18 protein-coding genes, 2 tRNA genes and 1 pseudogene are annotated in these 17,125 nt (G+C 71.7%); 18 read left to right on the forward strand and 3 right to left on the reverse strand.

Going from position 1 to position 17,125, the window contains the following annotated elements; all coding sequences use genetic code 11:
• Position 1 precedes the first annotated feature (1 nt).
• On the forward strand, positions 2–1,201 hold the full coding sequence (locus tag HZF07_RS21860; protein WP_157344467.1) for an acyl-CoA dehydrogenase family protein: 1,200 nt from the start codon (positions 2–4) through the stop codon (positions 1,199–1,201).
• A 9-nt stretch (positions 1,202–1,210) separates the two neighbouring features.
• On the opposite strand, the gene HZF07_RS21865 is transcribed toward HZF07_RS21860, so the two are convergent.
• Positions 1,211–2,203, reverse strand: a complete 993-nt coding sequence (locus HZF07_RS21865) for an endonuclease/exonuclease/phosphatase family protein (RefSeq protein ID WP_157344469.1) — start codon at positions 2,201–2,203, stop codon at positions 1,211–1,213.
• Between the two features lie 104 nt (positions 2,204–2,307).
• Here HZF07_RS21865 and HZF07_RS21870 point away from each other — a divergent pair, with 104 nt between their 5' ends.
• Positions 2,308–2,493 (forward strand): DUF5302 domain-containing protein, encoded by a 186-nt coding sequence (locus HZF07_RS21870; protein WP_157344471.1) that lies wholly within the window; start codon positions 2,308–2,310, stop codon positions 2,491–2,493.
• A 2-nt stretch (positions 2,494–2,495) separates the two neighbouring features.
• On the opposite strand, the gene HZF07_RS21875 is transcribed toward HZF07_RS21870, so the two are convergent.
• Positions 2,496–3,029 (reverse strand): GNAT family N-acetyltransferase, encoded by a 534-nt coding sequence (locus tag HZF07_RS21875; RefSeq protein WP_157344473.1) that lies wholly within the window; start codon positions 3,027–3,029, stop codon positions 2,496–2,498.
• Between the two features lie 45 nt (positions 3,030–3,074).
• On the opposite strand from HZF07_RS21875, the gene HZF07_RS21880 reads away from it, so the two are divergent.
• From HZF07_RS21880 to HZF07_RS21890, 3 genes are read left to right on the forward strand one after another with little or no spacing between them, the layout of a single operon-like run.
• Positions 3,075–3,635, forward strand: a complete 561-nt coding sequence (locus tag HZF07_RS21880) for a TetR/AcrR family transcriptional regulator (RefSeq protein ID WP_157344475.1) — start codon at positions 3,075–3,077, stop codon at positions 3,633–3,635.
• A 40-nt stretch (positions 3,636–3,675) separates the two neighbouring features.
• Positions 3,676–4,206, forward strand: a complete 531-nt coding sequence (locus tag HZF07_RS21885; RefSeq protein WP_157344477.1) for a MaoC family dehydratase — start codon at positions 3,676–3,678, stop codon at positions 4,204–4,206.
• Between the two features lie 41 nt (positions 4,207–4,247).
• The gene (locus tag HZF07_RS21890; RefSeq protein ID WP_157344479.1) at positions 4,248–5,720 is read left to right on the forward strand and encodes a peptide MFS transporter; all 1,473 of its coding nucleotides are present in this window, start codon (positions 4,248–4,250) and stop codon (positions 5,718–5,720) included.
• On the opposite strand, the gene HZF07_RS21895 is transcribed toward HZF07_RS21890, so the two are convergent.
• Entirely contained in the window at positions 5,692–6,867 is a 1,176-nt protein-coding gene (locus HZF07_RS21895) for an MFS transporter (protein ID WP_157344481.1), read from the reverse strand. The two genes, HZF07_RS21890 and HZF07_RS21895, sit on opposite strands and share 29 nt — an antisense overlap.
• A 114-nt stretch (positions 6,868–6,981) precedes the next feature.
• On the opposite strand from HZF07_RS21895, the gene HZF07_RS21900 reads away from it, so the two are divergent.
• The 13 genes and pseudogenes from HZF07_RS21900 to HZF07_RS21960 form a co-directional block, all read left to right on the forward strand.
• On the forward strand, positions 6,982–7,848 hold the full coding sequence (locus HZF07_RS21900) for an alpha/beta hydrolase (RefSeq protein WP_157344483.1): 867 nt from the start codon (positions 6,982–6,984) through the stop codon (positions 7,846–7,848).
• Between the two features lie 12 nt (positions 7,849–7,860).
• A complete protein-coding gene (locus tag HZF07_RS21905) occupies positions 7,861–8,355 on the forward strand; it encodes a ribose-5-phosphate isomerase (protein WP_157344485.1) in 495 nt (164 codons plus the stop codon).
• Positions 8,348–9,196 carry an Fpg/Nei family DNA glycosylase gene (locus tag HZF07_RS21910; RefSeq protein WP_157344487.1) on the forward strand — a complete coding sequence of 283 codons (849 nt, stop codon included), beginning with the start codon at positions 8,348–8,350 and terminating at the stop codon, positions 9,194–9,196. Before HZF07_RS21905 ends, HZF07_RS21910 begins: the two co-directional genes overlap by 8 nt.
• 27 nt (positions 9,197–9,223) lie before the next feature.
• Positions 9,224–10,318 (forward strand): PP2C family protein-serine/threonine phosphatase, encoded by a 1,095-nt coding sequence (locus tag HZF07_RS21915; protein WP_157344489.1) that lies wholly within the window; start codon positions 9,224–9,226, stop codon positions 10,316–10,318.
• Positions 10,319–10,408: 90 nt separating this feature from the next.
• Positions 10,409–10,482: transfer RNA gene (locus HZF07_RS21920), tRNA-Gly, on the forward strand.
• A 46-nt stretch (positions 10,483–10,528) separates the two neighbouring features.
• Positions 10,529–10,601 (forward strand) — tRNA-Pro (locus HZF07_RS21925).
• Positions 10,602–10,636: 35 nt separating this feature from the next.
• Positions 10,637–12,058, forward strand: a complete 1,422-nt coding sequence (gene tig / locus HZF07_RS21930; protein ID WP_181645494.1) for a trigger factor — start codon at positions 10,637–10,639, stop codon at positions 12,056–12,058.
• A 100-nt stretch (positions 12,059–12,158) separates the two neighbouring features.
• Positions 12,159–13,292: a lipase family alpha/beta hydrolase gene (locus HZF07_RS21935; protein ID WP_157344491.1), complete on the forward strand. Its 1,134-nt coding sequence runs from the start codon at positions 12,159–12,161 to the stop codon at positions 13,290–13,292.
• On the forward strand, positions 13,289–13,762 hold the full coding sequence (locus tag HZF07_RS21940; RefSeq protein WP_157344492.1) for an SRPBCC family protein: 474 nt from the start codon (positions 13,289–13,291) through the stop codon (positions 13,760–13,762). The genes HZF07_RS21935 and HZF07_RS21940 overlap by 4 nt, the downstream gene beginning before the upstream one ends.
• Positions 13,763–13,910: 148 nt before the next feature.
• On the forward strand, positions 13,911–14,495 hold the full coding sequence (locus HZF07_RS21945; protein ID WP_157345972.1) for an ATP-dependent Clp protease proteolytic subunit: 585 nt from the start codon (positions 13,911–13,913) through the stop codon (positions 14,493–14,495).
• Positions 14,496–14,512: 17 nt separating this feature from the next.
• Positions 14,513–15,121 (forward strand): ATP-dependent Clp protease proteolytic subunit, encoded by a 609-nt coding sequence (locus tag HZF07_RS21950; RefSeq protein ID WP_157344494.1) that lies wholly within the window; start codon positions 14,513–14,515, stop codon positions 15,119–15,121.
• Between the two features lie 155 nt (positions 15,122–15,276).
• Positions 15,277–16,572, forward strand: a complete 1,296-nt coding sequence (clpX, locus tag HZF07_RS21955; RefSeq protein WP_181645495.1) for an ATP-dependent Clp protease ATP-binding subunit ClpX — start codon at positions 15,277–15,279, stop codon at positions 16,570–16,572.
• A 173-nt stretch (positions 16,573–16,745) separates the two neighbouring features.
• Positions 16,746–17,125: pseudogene (locus tag HZF07_RS21960) on the forward strand (hypothetical protein); the annotation flags it as partial.

The raw sequence follows: 17,125 nt of genomic DNA on the forward strand, positions 1-17,125 counted from the left end.
GATGGGCCGCCTGTGCCAGACCGAGGGACTGACCGAGGACCAGACCGAGATCCTCAAGGCGGTCCGCACGTTCGTGGAGGAGAAGATCCTCCCGGTCGCGACCGAGCTCGAGCACGCGGACGAGTACCCGCAGGAGATCGTCGACGGGCTCAAGGAGCTCGGCATCTTCGGGCTCACGATCCCCGAGGAGTACGACGGCCTCGGCGAGTCGCTGCTGACCTACGCGCTGTGCGTGGAGGAGATCGCCCGCGGCTGGATGAGCGTCTCGGGCGTCATCAACACCCACTTCATCGTGGCCTACATGCTGATGAAGCACGGCACCGAGGAGCAGAAGCGCAGGTACCTGCCGCGGATGGCGACCGGTGAGGTCCGGGGTGCCTTCTCGATGTCCGAGCCGGGCCTCGGGTCCGACGTGTCGGCGATCAAGACCAAGGCCACCAAGAACGACGACGGCGGCTACACGATCGACGGCCAGAAGATGTGGCTGACCAACGGCGGCACGTCCAACCTGGTCGCGGTGCTGGTCAAGACCGACGAGGGTGCCGACTCGGTCTACAAGAACATGACGACGTTCCTCGTGGAGAAGGAGCCGGGCTTCGGCGAGACGGCGCCCGGCCTGACGATCCCCGGCAAGATCGACAAGATGGGCTACAAGGGCGTCGACACCACCGAGGCGGTCTTCGAGGGCCACCAGGTGTCGGCCGACCAGATCCTCGGTGGCGAGCCCGGCAAGGGCTTCTACCAGATGATGGACGGCGTCGAGGTCGGCCGCGTCAACGTCGCCGCGCGTGCCTGCGGCATCGCCAACCGGGCCTTCGAGCTCGGCGTCGCCTACGCCCAGCAGCGCGAGACCTTCGGCAAGCCGATCGCCGACCACCAGGCGATCCTCTTCCGGATCGCGGAGATGGCCACCAAGGTCGAGACCGCGCACTCGATGATGGTCCGCGCGGCCCGCAAGAAGGACTCCGGCCAGCGCAACGACGTCGAGGCCGGCATGGCCAAGATGGTGGCCTCGGAGTACTGCAACGAGGTCGTGCAGGACTCCTTCCGGATCCACGGCGGCTACGGCTACTCCAAGGAGTACGAGATCGAGCGCCTCTACCGCGAGGCCGCGTTCATGCTCATCGGCGAGGGCACCTCCGACATCCAGAAGATGATCATCGGCCGCAGCCTGCTCAAGGACTACGCGCTCAAGGGCTAGCTCCGGCCCTCAGCCGAACGACGGCAGGCACACGTCGCCGTTGGCCCCGAGGCCGTAGCGCGCCCAGAGCGCGCGGTGGTCCGACAGCGGCGGGAGCAGGACCTGCATGTCCACCGGCACGAGGCCGGCCTGCAGCAGGTAGTCGATCCGGCCGCGCGGCGCCAGCCGGGGCACGGTGAGTCCCGGTCCGGTGCCGACGGCGGTCCAGGTGTCGGCGGCGATCGCCCGGGCGACCGTCATCACCGGGGAGCCGGGATGGGCGTTGAAGTCGCCGCCGATGACCTTGGGCAGCTCGTCGTCGGCGACCAGCCGGCGGACCTCGTCGATCTGGCGCATCCGGGCGCGCGTCGAGGAGTGCTGCAGGTGCACGACGTACGCGCTGAGCTGGGTGCCGTCGACGTCGAGCACCGCGTGCAGCAGGCCGCGCTGCTCGTCGCCGGGGAGGCGGGGCAGCGGTGAGTTCTCGGCGCGCAGGATCGGGTAGCGCGACAGCAGCGCGGTGCCGTACTGCCCGCCCGCCCGGCCGGCCAGGTTGGCCCCGAACGTCGAGCTCATGTCCAGCCGCTCGCCGAGGTAGGCGGGCATGTCCACCCGCCCGCTGCGCAGTTGGTTCTTGTCCACCTCCTGGAGCAGCACGATGTCGGGCTTCCAGGACGCCAGGGTGCGGGCCAGCAGGTCGAGCTGCACGCTGCCGTCGGGCCCGTGCGCGGACTCGATGTTGAACGACACGACCGTGAGGTCGGTGAGCGGACCCGGCACGCAGGTCTCGCCGCTCGCGCTCGGGAGCGGCTCGCCGGTGGGGCTGGGCGCCGATGAGACCGGCGCCGAGGGAGCGGTGCTGACGGGCGGGGTGGGGCCACCGCCGCGGGGCTCGTCGCCGCCGGAGAGGAGCCCGTGGACGACCAGGGCGACCGGCACCGCGACGAGGGCCAGGACGAGGAGGATCGAGGCGAGGTGGTCGACCCACGCGGGCCATGCCCGGTCCGACCCGTCCTCCCGCATGGCGAGGAGGATACGTCCGGCCCGCACGGCAAACGCGGTCGACGCGGCGGCCCGGGCATGCGAGGGTGGACGGACCTGACCGGCCCGACCCTCGCGGAGGAACGATGACGGACTCGAACGCGAACGACGACCTCAAGGCCAAGATGCGCGAGGCCCTGGACCGGAAGAACCACAAGGAGAAGGGCGTCCACAAGGACGGCCCCGTCAAGGAGAAGGCGCACGGCGCCGAGGTCGCCGGCGGCGCCACCCCGCAGATGCACCGCCGCAAGGCGGGCGGCGGAGGCAGCTGACCTCAGCGATCTGAGGCCAGCAGCGCCCACACCTCGAGGTCCCAGAGCCGGCCGTCGTGCGCGAAGGCCTGCCGCAGCGTGCCCTCGTGCGTGAAGCCGATCCGGCGTGCGGTCGCGCGGCTCGGCTCGTTCTGCGGCACGCAGCGCCACTCGACGCGGCGCATCCCGCGCACGTCGACGGCCCACTCGACCATCGCCTCGACGGCCCTCGTCACCAGGCCCTGGCCGGTCGCGTCCGGGCTCAGCCAGACGCCGATCTCGCAGGTCCCCGACCGGGGTTCGAAGATGCGGAAGAGCGTGCCGCCGACCATGTCGCCGCCCCGCCAGAGCCCGTAGATCCGGCCGCCGTCCGCCGCGGTCGCGTCGGCGTACCGCTGCAGGAAGGCCCGCGCGGTCTGCTCGTCCACGACCGAGCGGGCCCAGGGCAGCCACGGGCCGAGGTGGTCGCGGTGCCGCTCGGTGAAGGCCGCGAGCTCCGCGGCCTGCCACGGCTCCAGCGCGCGGAGCTCCGCGTCACCGATCGCTCTGCTGAGCATCGTGCCTCCTCGAGTACATAACGACTGTTGTGTACCGTAGCGCCCATGCCCGCCCGAGTCGACCGAGACGAGAGGCGCCGCGACGTGGCGGAGGCGGTGTGGCGGGTCCTGGCGACGGGCGGGTTCCCGGCTCTGAGCATCCGCGCCGTCGCCGCCGAGATGGGCGCCACCACCGGTCTCGTGACCCACTGGTTCGGGAGCCGGGACGACCTGGTCGACCACGCACTGGGGCTGCTGCACGAGCGCACCGACGCCTCCCTCGGCGAGCACGCCGATCTCCGGACCCGGCTGCTGGCCGTGCTGCCGACCACCACGGAGGGCGCCGAGCTGAGCCGGATCTGGGTGGGGTTCTGGGGGCTGGCCCTGGCGGACCCGGCGCTGGGCGCCCGGGAGGCGGCGCGCTACGAGCGCTGGCGCTCCTGGCTGCGCCCGCACGTGGGCTCGGAGGACGCGATCGACCTGCTGACCTCGTCGGTGCACGGGCTGGTCGTGCAGGCGCTGTTCGACCCCGGCCGCTTCCCGCCGGCCCGGCTCGAGCAGCTGCTCGACGCCCTGCTCGCCACCCTTGCCTCCACGGTGGCGGCGGGTGACATTACCCACGCGTAGCACCGGTGCGCGACGGCGCCGCGCCGGGCAGAGTGTGCGCATGCAGTTCGGACGCAGCTACGAGGAGTTCGAGGTCGGTGCGACCTACAAGCACTGGCCCGGCAAGACGGTGACCGAGTACGACGACCACCTGTTCAGCCTGCTCACCATGAACCACCACCCGTTGCACATCGACGAGAACTACGCGGTGGAGACCACGCAGTTCGGCAAGAACGTCGTGGTGGGCAACTACGTGTACTCGATCCTGCTGGGCATGAGCGTGCCGGACGTGTCCGGCAAGGCGATCGCCAACCTGGAGGTCGAGTCGCTGCGGCACGTCGCGCCGACCTTCCACGGCGACACGATCTACGGCGAGACCACCGTGCTCGACAAGTTCGAGTCGAAGTCGAAGGACGACCGGGGCGTCGTGCACGTCGAGACGATCGGCTACAAGCAGGACGGCACCGTCGTGTGCATCTTCCGCCGCAAGGTGATGGTGCCCAAGCAGAGCTACCTCGACGCGCGGGGCGGCGAGCAGCCCGGCCGGCCGACGCCGGTGCCGGACAAGAACTGGCCGGGGCCCACCGGCTGACGCTCTTGTGCCCGGGCACGGATCTTGGGCACGGTGGTCGGATGACGACCTCCACAGCGGAAGGTGGACCGCCGACCGGCGAGCTCGACCGGGGGTTCTTCGGGCAGCCGCGGCCGCTCGCGAACCTGTTCGGCGTCGAGATGTGGGAGCGCTTCAGCTTCTACGGCATGCAGGGCATCCTGCTCATCTACCTCTACTACTCGGCGTCCGAGGGCGGCCTCGGCATCGACAAGGCCACGGCGACCGGCATCGTCGGCGCCTACGGCGGCGCGGTCTACCTGGCCACGATCCTGGGCGCCTGGGTCGCCGACCGGGTCCTCGGCCGGGAGCGCACGCTCTTCTACGCCGCGAGCATCGTCATGGCCGGCCACATCGCGCTGGCGGTCGTGCCCGACGTGGCCGGCATCGCCATCGGCCTGCCGCTGATCGCGCTGGGCAGCGGCGGGGTCAAGGCCAATGCGACCTCGATGGTCGGCGCGCTCTACGCGCCCGACGACGAGCGCCGCGACGCCGGCTTCTCGCTCTTCTACATGGGCATCAACATCGGTGCCTTCGTCGGGCCGCTGCTGACCGGCTGGTTCCAGGAGAACAAGGGCTTCCACTGGGGCTTCGGGCTCGCCGCGATCGGCATGGCCCTCGGCCTCGTGCAGTACTCCATCGGCCGCAAGCGGCTGCCGGACGTCACCCGCGAGGTCCCGAACCCGCTCGCGCCCTCCGAGCGCCTGAAGTACGGCGGCGCGCTGGCGGCGTTCATCGTCGTCGTCGCCGTGCTGCTCGCCGTCGACCTGATGACCGCGGACAACCTCTCCGACTGGGTCATCGGCGTCACCCTGGTCGCGGCCGTCGGGTACTTCGTGCTGATGCTGACCAGCTCGCACGTCACCGCGGTGGAGCGCAGCCGGGTGTGGTCCTTCGTGCCGCTCTTCGTCGTCAACGCGGTCTTCTGGTCGCTCTACCAGCAGCAGTTCACCGTCGTCACCGTCTACTCCGACGAGCGCGTGGACCGCGACTTCGGCGGGTGGACGATGCCGGTGTCCTGGGTGCAGTCGATCAACCCGGTCTTCATCATCCTGCTCGCGCCGGTCTTCGCGGCCGTGTGGACCCGGCTCGGGTCACGGCAGCCGTCGACACCGGTGAAGTTCGGCATCGGCACCGTGCTGATGGGTGCGGCGTTCCTGCTGTTCCTGCCGCTGCCGGCAGGCGAGAACACGGTCTCGGTGCTGGCGCTCGCCGGCGTCCTGCTGGTGTTCACGCTCGCCGAGCTCTTCATCTCCCCACCGGGTCTCTCGGTGACGACCAAGCTGGCGCCGCAGCAGTTCCACACCCAGATGGTGGCGCTCTACTTCCTCTCGATCGCGCTCGGCACCGCCATGTCGGGCCGGCTCGCGGAGTACTACGACCCCGACGACGAGACCGGCTACTTCCTGCTGATCGGCCTGGTCGCGATCGCGGTGGGCGTCGCGGTGCTGATCTTCACCAAGCCGATCAGGAAGCTGATGGCTGGCGTGCACTGACCGTGCTCGTGACGGTCGGCGCGAACGCCGCCGCCAGCGGGACGATGCCCAGCACGAGCACCATCGGCACGGCGAACCCGATCCGCAGCGACCCGGCGCCGACGAGCCCGGTCATCACCGACCCGAGCAGGGCGCCGACGTAGTTGAACTGGTTGAAGCGCGCGATCACCGCGTCGACGCGCGCCTGCCGCACCGCCGGCGCGAAGTCGCCGCCCGCGATCTTCGCCGCGGCCGAGAAGCTCAGCGGGGCGACGACCGCGACCCCGCCGCCGAGCACGGCGAACCCGACCACCGCGACCTGCCAGGTGGGGGAGAAGACGACCACGGCGAGCGCCGCCGACCCGATCACCGCGCCGACGCGCAGTACCAGCACCGCACCGAACCGCGCGACCAGCCGGTCGCCCGCGAGCCGCACCGCGCCGCTGACGAGCAGGTAGGCGAGGGCAGCGAGCGAGAAGTAGCGCTTCGGGGTGTCGAACTCGTGCTCGAGGAAGAGCGGGCTCCAGGTCTGCACCGCGGTGTCGACCATGTAGAACAGCACCATCGCGACGCCGACAAGCACGATCGGGCGCCACGGGACCGCGACCTTGCTCGCCAGCTCCGTCGGACCGTGGTCGCGCGGGAGGAACGGCGCGAACGCGACGACGAGGGGGACCACCGCGACGACGGCCGCCGCCTCCAGGGGCAGGTGCGACATCGCGAAGGTCAGCCCGGCGCCGAACACCCCGCCCAGGGTCCACGCGCCGTGGAACGACGGCAGGATCGGCCGCTCGTAGCGGTGCTCGATCGCCACCGCCTGCATGTTCGTGCTCGCGTCGACGACGCCCAGGCCCAGGCCGTAGGCGCCGACGCCCGCGACGTACACGGCGGCGCTCGGTGCCAGGCAGAGCGCGGCCACGGAGACCGCGACGACCAGCAGGCCGACCCGCAGGAGCAGAGCGCTGTCCCGGCGCTTCGCGAGCGTCTCCGCGACGACGGACCCGGCGCCGGCGAGCAGGATCATCATCAGCAGGATCAGCGAGATCTCGACGTCGCTCAGGTGCCACTGGTCCTGGAAGTCGGGCAGCCGGGTGGTGAGGCTGAGCAGCACCATGCCCTGCGTCAGGAAGGCCGCGGCGGTGGCGGCGCGCGCCCGCGAGATCTGCATGCCGCGCATCCTCACACGAAGTGGCACCGTCCCGTCGCCGGACCCGGGATTCGTCGTCCCACCGTGTCGGCGGAGGTGGCCGACGGGGCGCCGTCGGCCCGGTAGCCTCCGCGCATGCTGTTCCCCGAGTCGCGCCGCGCGCTGGAGATGTTCGCCGAGGAGACCCCTGTCTGGGCGGAGGACTACGACGTCGTGGCCGCCCGTGAGCAGGCGCGTGCGCTGGCGGCCCAGGAGCCGCGCGAGGACGTCGCCGAGGTCGAGGACGTCGACGCCGACGGCGTACCGGCCCGGCTGTACACCCCCGAGGGCGCGAGCGGCACGAGCATCGTCCACGTGCACGGCGGGGGCTTCGTCTTCAACGACGTCGAGGTGCACGACGCCAGCGCGCGGCGGCTCGCCAACCGCAGCGGGATGCGGGTGCTGAGCGTCGACTACCGGCGACCGCCCGAGCACAAGTTCCCGGCGCCCGTCGACGACGTCTCCGCCGCCGGCGGGTGGGCCCAGCGCACGCTCGACGGACCGCTGCTGGCGCACGGCGACAGCGCCGGCGGCAACCTCGCGCTCGTCGACGCGCTCCGCCACCCGGGCCGGTACGCCGCGCTGGCGCTGATCTACCCGTTCCTCGACCCGACCGCCGGGTTCGAGTCCTACCGCACCCACGCCGACGGCTTCGACCCGCGGGAGGGCGCCTGGTACTGGGAGCAGTACGCGACCTCGGCCGACCACAGCGACCCGGACCTGGCGCCGCTGCTCTCCGACCGGCTCGGCACGCTGCCCCCGACGCTCGTCGTCACCGCCGAGCACGACCCGCTGCGCGACGAGGGCGAGGAGCTCGCCCGCCGGATCGTCGAGGCCGGCGTCGAGGTGGTGGCGACCCGCTACCTCGGCCAGCTCCACGGCTTCTGGCGGCACCCGCGGCTGTTCCCGTCGGCGGAGCCGCTGGTGCGACAGGTCGCCGGGTTCCTCCGCCAGCACGGCTGAGAGGATGTCGCCATGCGCGTGCACCTCGGCTGCGACCATGCCGGACTCGACCTCAAGGACCACCTGACCCGCTGGCTCACCGACCACGGCTACGAGCCGGTCGACCACGGCCCGTTCTGGTACGACGCCGAGGACGACTACCCGATCTTCTGCCTGCGCGCGGCGGAGGCGGTGGCCGCTGAGCGCGCCGCCGGCCAGGACAGCCTCGGTGTCGTGATCGGCGGCTCCGGCAACGGCGAGCAGATCGCCGCCAACAAGGTCACCGGCATCCGCTGCGCGCTCGCGTGGTCGGAGGAGACGGCGTTGCTCGGCCGCCAGCACAACGACGCCAACGTGGTCGCCGTCGGCGGCCGGATGCACTCGCTCGAGGACATGACGCGCTTCGTCCAGCTGTTCCTCGCCGAGCCCTTCTCCGGCGCCGAGCGGCACCAGCGGCGCATCGACCAGCTCTCGGCGTACGAGACCGACGGGGCGCTCCCGCCGCTCCCCGTCCGCCCGGATGCCTGAGGGGCACACCCTCCACCGCCTCGCCGGCGAGCTGACCGCCACCTTCGGCGGCCGCCCGGTGCGGGCGAGCAGCCCGCAGGGCCGCTTCGCCGAGTCCGCTGCGCTCGTCGACGGCCAGGTGCTGCTCGGTGCCGAGGCGTGGGGCAAGCACCTGTTCGTCGAGTTCCCCGGCGACCGCTTCGTGCACATCCACCTCGGCCTCTACGGCAAGCTCGACGTCCACGCCGGGGTGCCGGTCGTGCCGGCGCCGGTCGGCCAGGTGCGGCTGCGGCTGGTGGGGGAGGCAGGCGACCTGCTCGCGTACGCCGACCTGCGCGGCGCCACCGCCTGCGAGCTGCTGACCGCGGCCGGCCGGGACGCGATCGTCGACCGGTCCGGACCCGACCCGCTGCGGCAGGACGCCGACCCGGACCGGGCGTGGCAGCGGATCCGGCGCAGCAAGGCGCCGATCGGCCAGCTGCTCATGGACCAGGCGGTGCTGGCCGGAGTCGGCAACGTCTACCGTGCCGAGGTGCTCTTCCGGCACCGGATCGACCCCTACCGGCCCGGCAACACCCTGCGGGTCGGGCAGTGGCGGGCGATGTGGGCCGACCTCGTGGAGCTCATGCACGAGGGCGTGCGCACCGGCCGGATCGACACGGTCCGGCCCGAGCACACCCCCGAGGCGATGGGCCGGCCGCCGCGCCAGGACGACCACGGCGGCGAGGTCTACGTCTACCGCCGCACCGGCATGCCGTGCCACGTCTGCGGGCGCGCCGTGCGCACCGCCGAGCTCCAGGGGCGCAACCTCTTCTGGTGTGGGCATTGCCAGCGCAGGTACCGCCCGCGAGCACTACAGTGAGCCCACCCCAGCCGAGGACGGACGATGATGACCGCTCGCCCAGACCCTGACCGGACCGCGCGCCGGCCGCGGCCCAGGGTGGTCCGTCGGCACCGGCTGGTGCGCCGGGGCAGCCGGACGCTCGCGCTGCTCGTCGTCGGCACGGCCGCGGTGACGGCGACGATCCTGGTCTGGCCGACCTACGCGCCGATGACGATGCTCATGGTGCCGCTCCTGCTCGGCAGCCTGCTGCTGGGGCCGCGCCAGCTGCCGTGGTTCGTGGTGTTCGTGATGGTGATGCTGATGCTGAGCATCACGCGCCAGGACCCGGTCACGCCCCGCATCGTCCTCGCGATCACGATCCTCTACCTGCTCTGCTTCATCGTGCTGACGACGTCCTTCCGACGCTCGCGCCTCGGGGTCGCCGGCGTCCAGGGTGAGTCGATGCTGGTGGACCTGCGCGACCGGATCCTGAGCCAGGGCGGGATGCCCCCGCTGCCCGAGAACTGGCTGGCCGAGGGCGCGCTGCGCTCCGCCGGCGGCACGCCGTTCGCCGGGGACTTCGTCGTCGCCGTCCGCCCGCCGGGCAGCGGACGCCTGGAGGTCGTGGTGGTCGACGTGTCCGGCAAGGGCGAGCAGGCCGGCACCCGCGCGCTGCTGCTCTCCGGTGCCTTCGGCGGGCTCCTCGGCGCACTGGCGCCGGTCGACTTCCTGCCCGCGGCCAACGAGTACCTGCTGCGGCAGGGCTGGGAGGAGGGGTTCGCGACCGCCGCCCACCTCTCGCTGGACCTCGAGACCGGCGCCTTCGAGATCCGCACGGCCGGGCACCCGCCCGCCGCCCACCTCGACGCGGGCTCCGGGCGCTGGTCGGTCCACGAGTCCGAGGGGCCCGTGCTCGGCCTGATCGAGGACGCCGAGTTCGGCGCGGTCTCGGGGGAGATGCGCCGGGGCGACGCGCTGATGCTCTACACCGACGGCCTGGTCGAGACCCCGCGGCGCGACATCGGGCTCGGCATCGACCGGATGCTCGGCCAGGCCGACCAGCTGCTGCGCGGCGTGTTCGTCGGCGGCGCGGACCGGCTGGTCGACGCGCTCGGCTCGCGCAACGACGACCGCGCCCTGGTGCTCGTGCACCGTCGCTGACCCCGGGCCGTCCCGGTTGGGGTCCGCGGGGCGCGGTGTGGCACGATTGCACCGCTGTGGGCTGCCGTGCGTGCACGACTGCCAGAGCGCGCGGATGTAGCTCAATGGTAGAGCCCCAGTCTTCCAAACTGGCTACGCGGGTTCGATTCCCGTCATCCGCTCCAAGCAGGGCTCGAGCACCGTGCACAGCGGGGCAGAGACCCCACTTGCCGGGGCGTAGCGTAGTGGCTAGCGCGCCTGCTTTGGGAGCAGGAGATCGCAGGTTCGAGTCCTGTCGCCCCGACGCACAACACACCAGAACCAAAGAGGAGAAAGCCTGTGAAGAGCGCCGTCGAGACCTTGAGTCCGACCCGGGCCAGGCTGACCGTCGAGGTGCCCTTCGAGGAGCTCAAGCCGAGCCTCGACGCGGCGTACAAGAAGGTCGCCCAGCAGATCAACGTCCCCGGCTTCCGCCGCGGCAAGGTCCCGCCGGCCGTCATCGACCGCCAGGTCGGTCGGGGTGCCGTGCTCGACCAGGCGATCAACGAGGTCATCCCGCAGAAGTACGTCGAGGCGCTCCAGGCCAACGACCTCCAGCCGCTCGCGCAGCCGGAGATCGAGGTGACGAAGTTCGAGGACAACGAGACCCTCGAGTTCACCGCCGAGGTCGACGTGAAGCCCGAGATCACCCTTCCGTCGTACGACGGCCTCGAGGCGTCGGTCGACGACATCGAGCTGAGCGACGCCGACGTCGAGGAGCAGGTCGAGGCCCTCCGCGAGCGCTTCGCGACCCTGATCGACGTCGAGCGCCCCGCCGCCGACGGTGACTTCGTCGTGATGGACCTCAAGGCAACCAAGGACGGCGAGGTCGTCGAGGGCGCCGAGGTCAGCGGCATGTCCTACCGCGTCGGGCGGGGCGGCATGCTCGACGGCCTCGACGAGGCGCTCGTCGGCATGACCGCCGGCGAGGAGAAGGTCTTCTCCTCCGAGCTCGTGGGTGGCGACCTGGTCGGCGAGTCCGTCGACGTCGCCGTCTCCGTGAGCCAGGTGCAGGAGCAGGAGCTCCCCGAGCTCGACGACGAGTTCGCGCAGATGGCGTCGGAGTTCGACACCGTCGCCGAGCTGACCGACGACGTCCGCGAGCGCCTCGGCCGCGGCCGCCGTCTCGAGCAGGCCGCCGCCGCACGCGACGCCGTGCTCGAGGCGCTGCTGGAGAAGGTCGAGATCCCGCTGCCCGAGACGATGGTCACCGACGAGCTCAACGCCCGCCGCAGCAGCTTCGAGCAGCAGCTGGCCTATGCCGGGATGACGATGGAGAAGTACCTCGAGGACGAGAAGCAGACCCAGGAGGAGTTCGAGGCCGACCTCGAGCGCCGGGTCCGCGACGCGGTCGCCGCCCAGTTCCTGCTGGACGAGATCGCCAAGGCCGAGGAGTTCGGCATCGACCAGCAGGAGCTCACCGAGCACATGGTGCGCCGCGCCCAGCAGTCCGGCCAGGACCCGCAGGAGTTCGCGAACCACATGTTCGAGCACAACCACATCCCCGAGCTCGTCCAGGAGATCCTGCGCGGCAAGGCGCTGGCCAAGGTCGTCGAGACCGCGGTCGTCAAGGATGCCTCCGGCAACGTGGTCGAGCTGAAGAACCTGCGCCCCGACGGCACCATCGGCGAGCCCGAGGCCGAGGAGGCCCCCGCGGCCGCCGAGGAGACCGAGCAGACCGGCGAGACCGGGGAGTCGGAGGAGGAGAAGGCCGAGGCCTGATCCACGCCGCACGTCGTACGCCGGCCCCCCAGGCCCGTCCTGGGGGGCCGGCGCCATTTCCACCACCGGCAGCGGACGTACTCGCGGTATGGTCCCTGCCATGACGGCCGCAGCGACCCCTCCGGCAGGCCCCGGCGTGCTCGACGCGCTGTCGCTGGCGGCGGAGGTCGCCGACGGGCTGGTGCTGCGCAGCGTCCGCGACACCCACGACGCGTGGGCCGACCGGTTCGGGGGCTACCCCGGCCGCCCGGTCACGGCGGCCGTGCACGGCAGCGTCTCGCTCGGGCTCCGGGCGGCGTCGGCCGGGCTGGCGCGCCTCGGCCACCTCGGCCCCCGGCTGGAGGCCGGGCCGCGCGGCCGGTTCGTCAGCTCGGCCGTCAACGGCCTGATCGGTGACCGGCTGGTGCGCGAGCGCCCGGGCCTGGCGATCCCGACCGCGGTCCGCGTCGACGGTCGCGACGTGCCGCTCGACGCCGACGGCCTCGCGGCGGCGTTCCCGGCCGCGACCGGCCGGGTCGTGGTCCTCGTGCACGGCCTCTGCGAGAACGAGTCCTACTGGGAGCGCTGGCGCGACCGCACCGGGACGACGTACGCCGAGACGCTCGCCGCCGTGGGATGGACGCCGGTCCTCGTGCGCGCCAACACCGGACTGCCGCTGCGGGAGAGCGGCACGGCGCTGTCGGCGACGCTGCAGCGCCTGGTCGAGTCCTGGCCCGAGCCGGTCACCCGGATCGCGCTCGTGGGCCACTCGATGGGCGGCCTGATCATCCGGGCGGCCGGCGCCGTCGCCAGCGACGCCGAGGAGCCGTGGGCGGCGCGGGTGTCCGACGTCGTCACCCTCGGCACGCCGCACCTGGGTGCGCCGATCGCCCGTGGGATCGGTCTGGGCAGCCGCGGGCTGGCCCGGCTGCCCGAGACCGCGGCGTTCGGCCGGATCCTCGACTGGCGCTCGGTGGGTGTGCACGACCTGGTCGACGGCCTCGCCGAGGACGTGCCGGCACTGCCGCACGCGCGCTACCGCCTCGTCGCGGCCACGCTGAGCCGGCGCGAGCGGCACCCCGTCGGGCATGTCGTCGGCGACTGGCTGGTGCGCCCGGCCTCGGCGTACGGCAGGGGCCGGCACGGGCGGTCGCTCTTCCCGGAGGGGACGGTGCTGCACGTCGGGCGCACCGACCACTTCGGCCTGCTCAACCATCCCGCCGTCCACGGCGCCCTCGTGGAGTGGCTCGCATGAGCGACCCCGGCCGGGAGCTGCGCGCCGAGGCCGAGGTGGCCGCACCGCCGGCCGCGGTGTGGTCGCTGCTGACCGACCTCTCGCGGATGCCCGAGTGGAGCCCCGAGCTGGTGCGGATGGTCCCGCTGAAGCGGGGCGGCCTGCGGGTGGGGCAGTGGTACCTCGGGATCAACCGGCGCAAGGGCGTGGTGTGGCCGACGCGCAACGTCGTCGCGCTGCTCGAGCCCGGCCGCGTGCTGGCCTGGGACACCACCTCGAGCGGCGCCCGGTGGATCTGGGAGCTGGCGCCGGCCGGCCCCGAGGGCGCCTCGACCCGGGTCGTGCACCGGCGGCCGGTGCCGGGCCGGCTGACCCGCTCCTCGCGCATCTTCGCGCCGCTCGCCCTCGGCGGCGGCGCCGGGCACGCCGACGAGCTCGAGGCCGGGATGGCGCAGACCGTGGCCCGTCTCCGGGCCGCGGCGGAAGGCTGATCCCGGCCGAAATCTGCTGTCGGCGAACAGGGCGGTGTCGGCCGTGGATGTGTCGCCGGTTGCGGCTAGGGTCGCTTCCGTGACTCCGTACTCCAGCACCGCCTCCGACCCGGGCACCCACGCGCCGCAGCTCAACGGCGGCGGCGGGATGAACGGGCTCGACGACCACATCTACCAGCGCCTCCTGCGCGAGCGGATCGTGTTCCTCGGCTCCGAGGTGCGCGACCAGAACGCGAACGCGATCTGCGCCCAGCTGTTGCTGCTGTCCGCCGAGGACCCCGAGGCCGACATCTTCCTGCACATCAACAGCCCGGGTGGCTCGGTCGACGCCGGCATGGCGATCTACGACACGATGAACTACATCCCCAACGACGTCGCCACGGTCGGCATGGGCCTGGCCGCCTCGATGGGGCAGTTCCTGCTCTGCGCCGGCACCAAGGGCAAGCGCTACGCCCTGCCGCACGCGCGGATCATGATGCACCAGCCGTCGTCCGGCATGGGCGGCTCGGCCTCCGACATCAAGATCCAGGCCCAGCAGTCGCTGCACATCAAGCAGATCCTGCTCGACCTGATCGCCGAGCACACCGGGCAGCCGCGCGAGCAGGTCGAGGCCGACGCCGACCGCGACCGCTGGTTCACCGCCGAGCAGGCCAAGGACTACGGCCTGGTCGACCAGGTGATCAAGAGCGCCCGCGAGGCAGCCGACGACGGCCGCCCGGCCCGCAAGAACTGACCCAAGGGGACTGACCGATGAACTACTACATCCCGCAGTGGGAAGAGCGCACGTCCTACGGCTTCCGCCGGATCGACCCCTACGCCAAGCTGTTCGAGGACCGCATCATCTACCTCGGCACGCCGATCTCCGACGACGTCGCCAACGCGGTCATCGCCCAGCTCATGTGCCTGGAGTCGATGAACCCCGACCAGGACATCCAGATCTACATCAACAGCCCGGGCGGCTCGTTCACGGCGCTGACGGCGATCTACGACACGATGAACTTCATCAAGTCCGACGTGCAGACGGTGTGCATCGGGCAGGCCGCCTCCGCCGCGGCGATCCTGCTCGGCGCGGGCGCCCGCGGCAAGCGGATGGCGCTGCCCAACAGCCGCATCCTGATCCACCAGCCCTACACCGAGGGCACGTTCGGCCAGACCTCGGACATCGAGATCCAGGCCAACGAGATCCTCCGGATGCGCGAGCTGCTCGAGAAGATGATCAGCGACCACAGCGGCCGCTCGATCGAGCAGGTCAGCCGCGACATCGAGCGCGACAAGATCCTCACCGCCGAGCAGGCGGTCGAGTACGGTCTGATCGACGCAGTGATCGAGTCTCGCAAGGGCGCACCCGCTCTCGCCTGACCTACCGCCGGGCGGAGCACCCGCGCCGCCCGGCACCCGGCCGCCGTGTCCTGTCCCCTCCGGGGACGGCACGCGGTACCGTCGGAGGGGCCTGAGGCCCCGCCCCTGCAGCAGAGGCCGAAGGAACGGCCTCGAACAACGGAGGATGACCACTCGTGGCACGTATCGGTGACGGAGGCGACCTGCTCAAGTGCTCCTTCTGCGGAAAGAGCCAGAAGCAGGTCAAGAAGCTCATCGCCGGTCCCGGCGTCTACATCTGCGACGAGTGCATCGACCTGTGCAACGAGATCATCGAGGAGGAGCTCAACGAGGGCGCCGAGGTCGGTCTCGACGAGCTGCCGAAGCCGCGGGAGATCTTCGAGTTCCTCAACTCCTACGTCATCGGCCAGGAGCAGGCGAAGAAGTCGCTGGCGGTCGCGGTCTACAACCACTACAAGCGGGTGCAGGCCGGCCTGCAGCCGACCGGCGCCGCCGGCCCGGGCAAGCACAGCAAGGACGAGGTCGTCGAGGTCGCCAAGTCCAACATCCTCGTGATCGGCCCGACCGGCTGTGGCAAGACCTACCTCGCCCAGACCCTGGCGCGGATGCTCAACGTCCCGTTCGCGATCGCCGACGCCACGGCCCTCACCGAGGCCGGCTACGTCGGTGAGGACGTCGAGAACATCCTGCTCAAGCTGATCCAGGCCGCCGACTACGACGTCAAGAAGGCCGAGACCGGCATCATCTACATCGACGAGATCGACAAGGTGGCCCGCAAGGCCGAGAACCCGTCGATCACCCGCGACGTGTCGGGCGAGGGCGTGCAGCAGGCGCTGCTGAAGATCATCGAGGGCACGACCGCGTCGGTGCCGCCCCAGGGGGGCCGCAAGCACCCCCACCAGGAGTTCATCCAGATCGACACCACCAACATCCTGTTCGTCGTGGGTGGTGCGTTCGCAGGCCTCGAGCACATCGTCGAGCAGCGGGTCGGCAAGAAGACGCTCGGCTTCACCGCCGACGTGCGTGGCCAGGCCGAGCGCGAGGCGGAGGACCTGCTCTCGCAGGTGCGACCCGAGGACCTCACCAAGTTCGGGCTGATCCCCGAGTTCATCGGTCGGCTGCCGCTGATCGCGAGCGTCTCCAAGCTGGACCGTGAGGCGCTGGTGCAGATCCTCACCGAGCCCCGCAACGCGCTGGTCAAGCAGTACCAGAAGCTCTTCGAGCTCGACGGCGTCGAGCTCGAGTTCACCCCCGACGCCATCGAGGCGATCGCCGACAAGGCGATGGAGCGCGGCACCGGCGCCCGCGGCCTGCGCGCGATCATCGAGGAGGTCCTCCTCCACGTGATGTACGACGTGCCCTCGCGCGGCGACGTCGCCCGGGTGATCGTCACCCAGGAGGTCGTCAACGACGACGTCGCCCCGACCTTGGTCCCGCGCGAGTCCGAGGCCAAGAAGAAGAAGTCCGCCTGACCGCCCGCTCGTAGCCGAACCGGGCTACGTCGCTCGCCCACCCGACTAGCCCCTGGTCAGGGTGGGCTAGTCATTTCGGGCCATTTGTGTCCGAGAACGGCCCTGGGGTTTGGAGCGACGGGTGCGCGACCCCGAGACTTCTTCAAGAATTGTGAGTCTGTCCGGGAGGTCTGATGCGGCACGAGCATCGCGCGCCGTTCATCGCGTCGATCGTCGTCGTGCTCGCGTGCGCCGCCGTGCTGACCCACGGGCTGCGCACGGACGCCTTCGTCGGTCTCGCGCGGCTCGCGCCGTTCCGCCCGATCGCGGCCCCGCTGGTCGAGCCCAAGCCGATGCCGACCGAGGCACCCCAGCCGCACGCCGCGCCGCAGCTCGCGGCGGCGGCCCCGTCCGCTGACGCCTCGCACGCCGCCGCGTCCCCGGCCCCGTCCGCGTCCGGCCGCTCGCCGCACGGCCGCACGCCGCACGCCGCGCACGCACCGGGCGCGGCGCTGGCGGCGCCGCCCGCCGCGCCCGCCGCTGCGCCCGCCGCGGCCGCTGCACCGCCGGCGGC

Origin of the sequence: Nocardioides agri, assembly GCF_013778305.1 — a bacterium.
GTDB lineage: Bacteria > Actinomycetota > Actinomycetes > Propionibacteriales > Nocardioidaceae > Nocardioides > Nocardioides agri.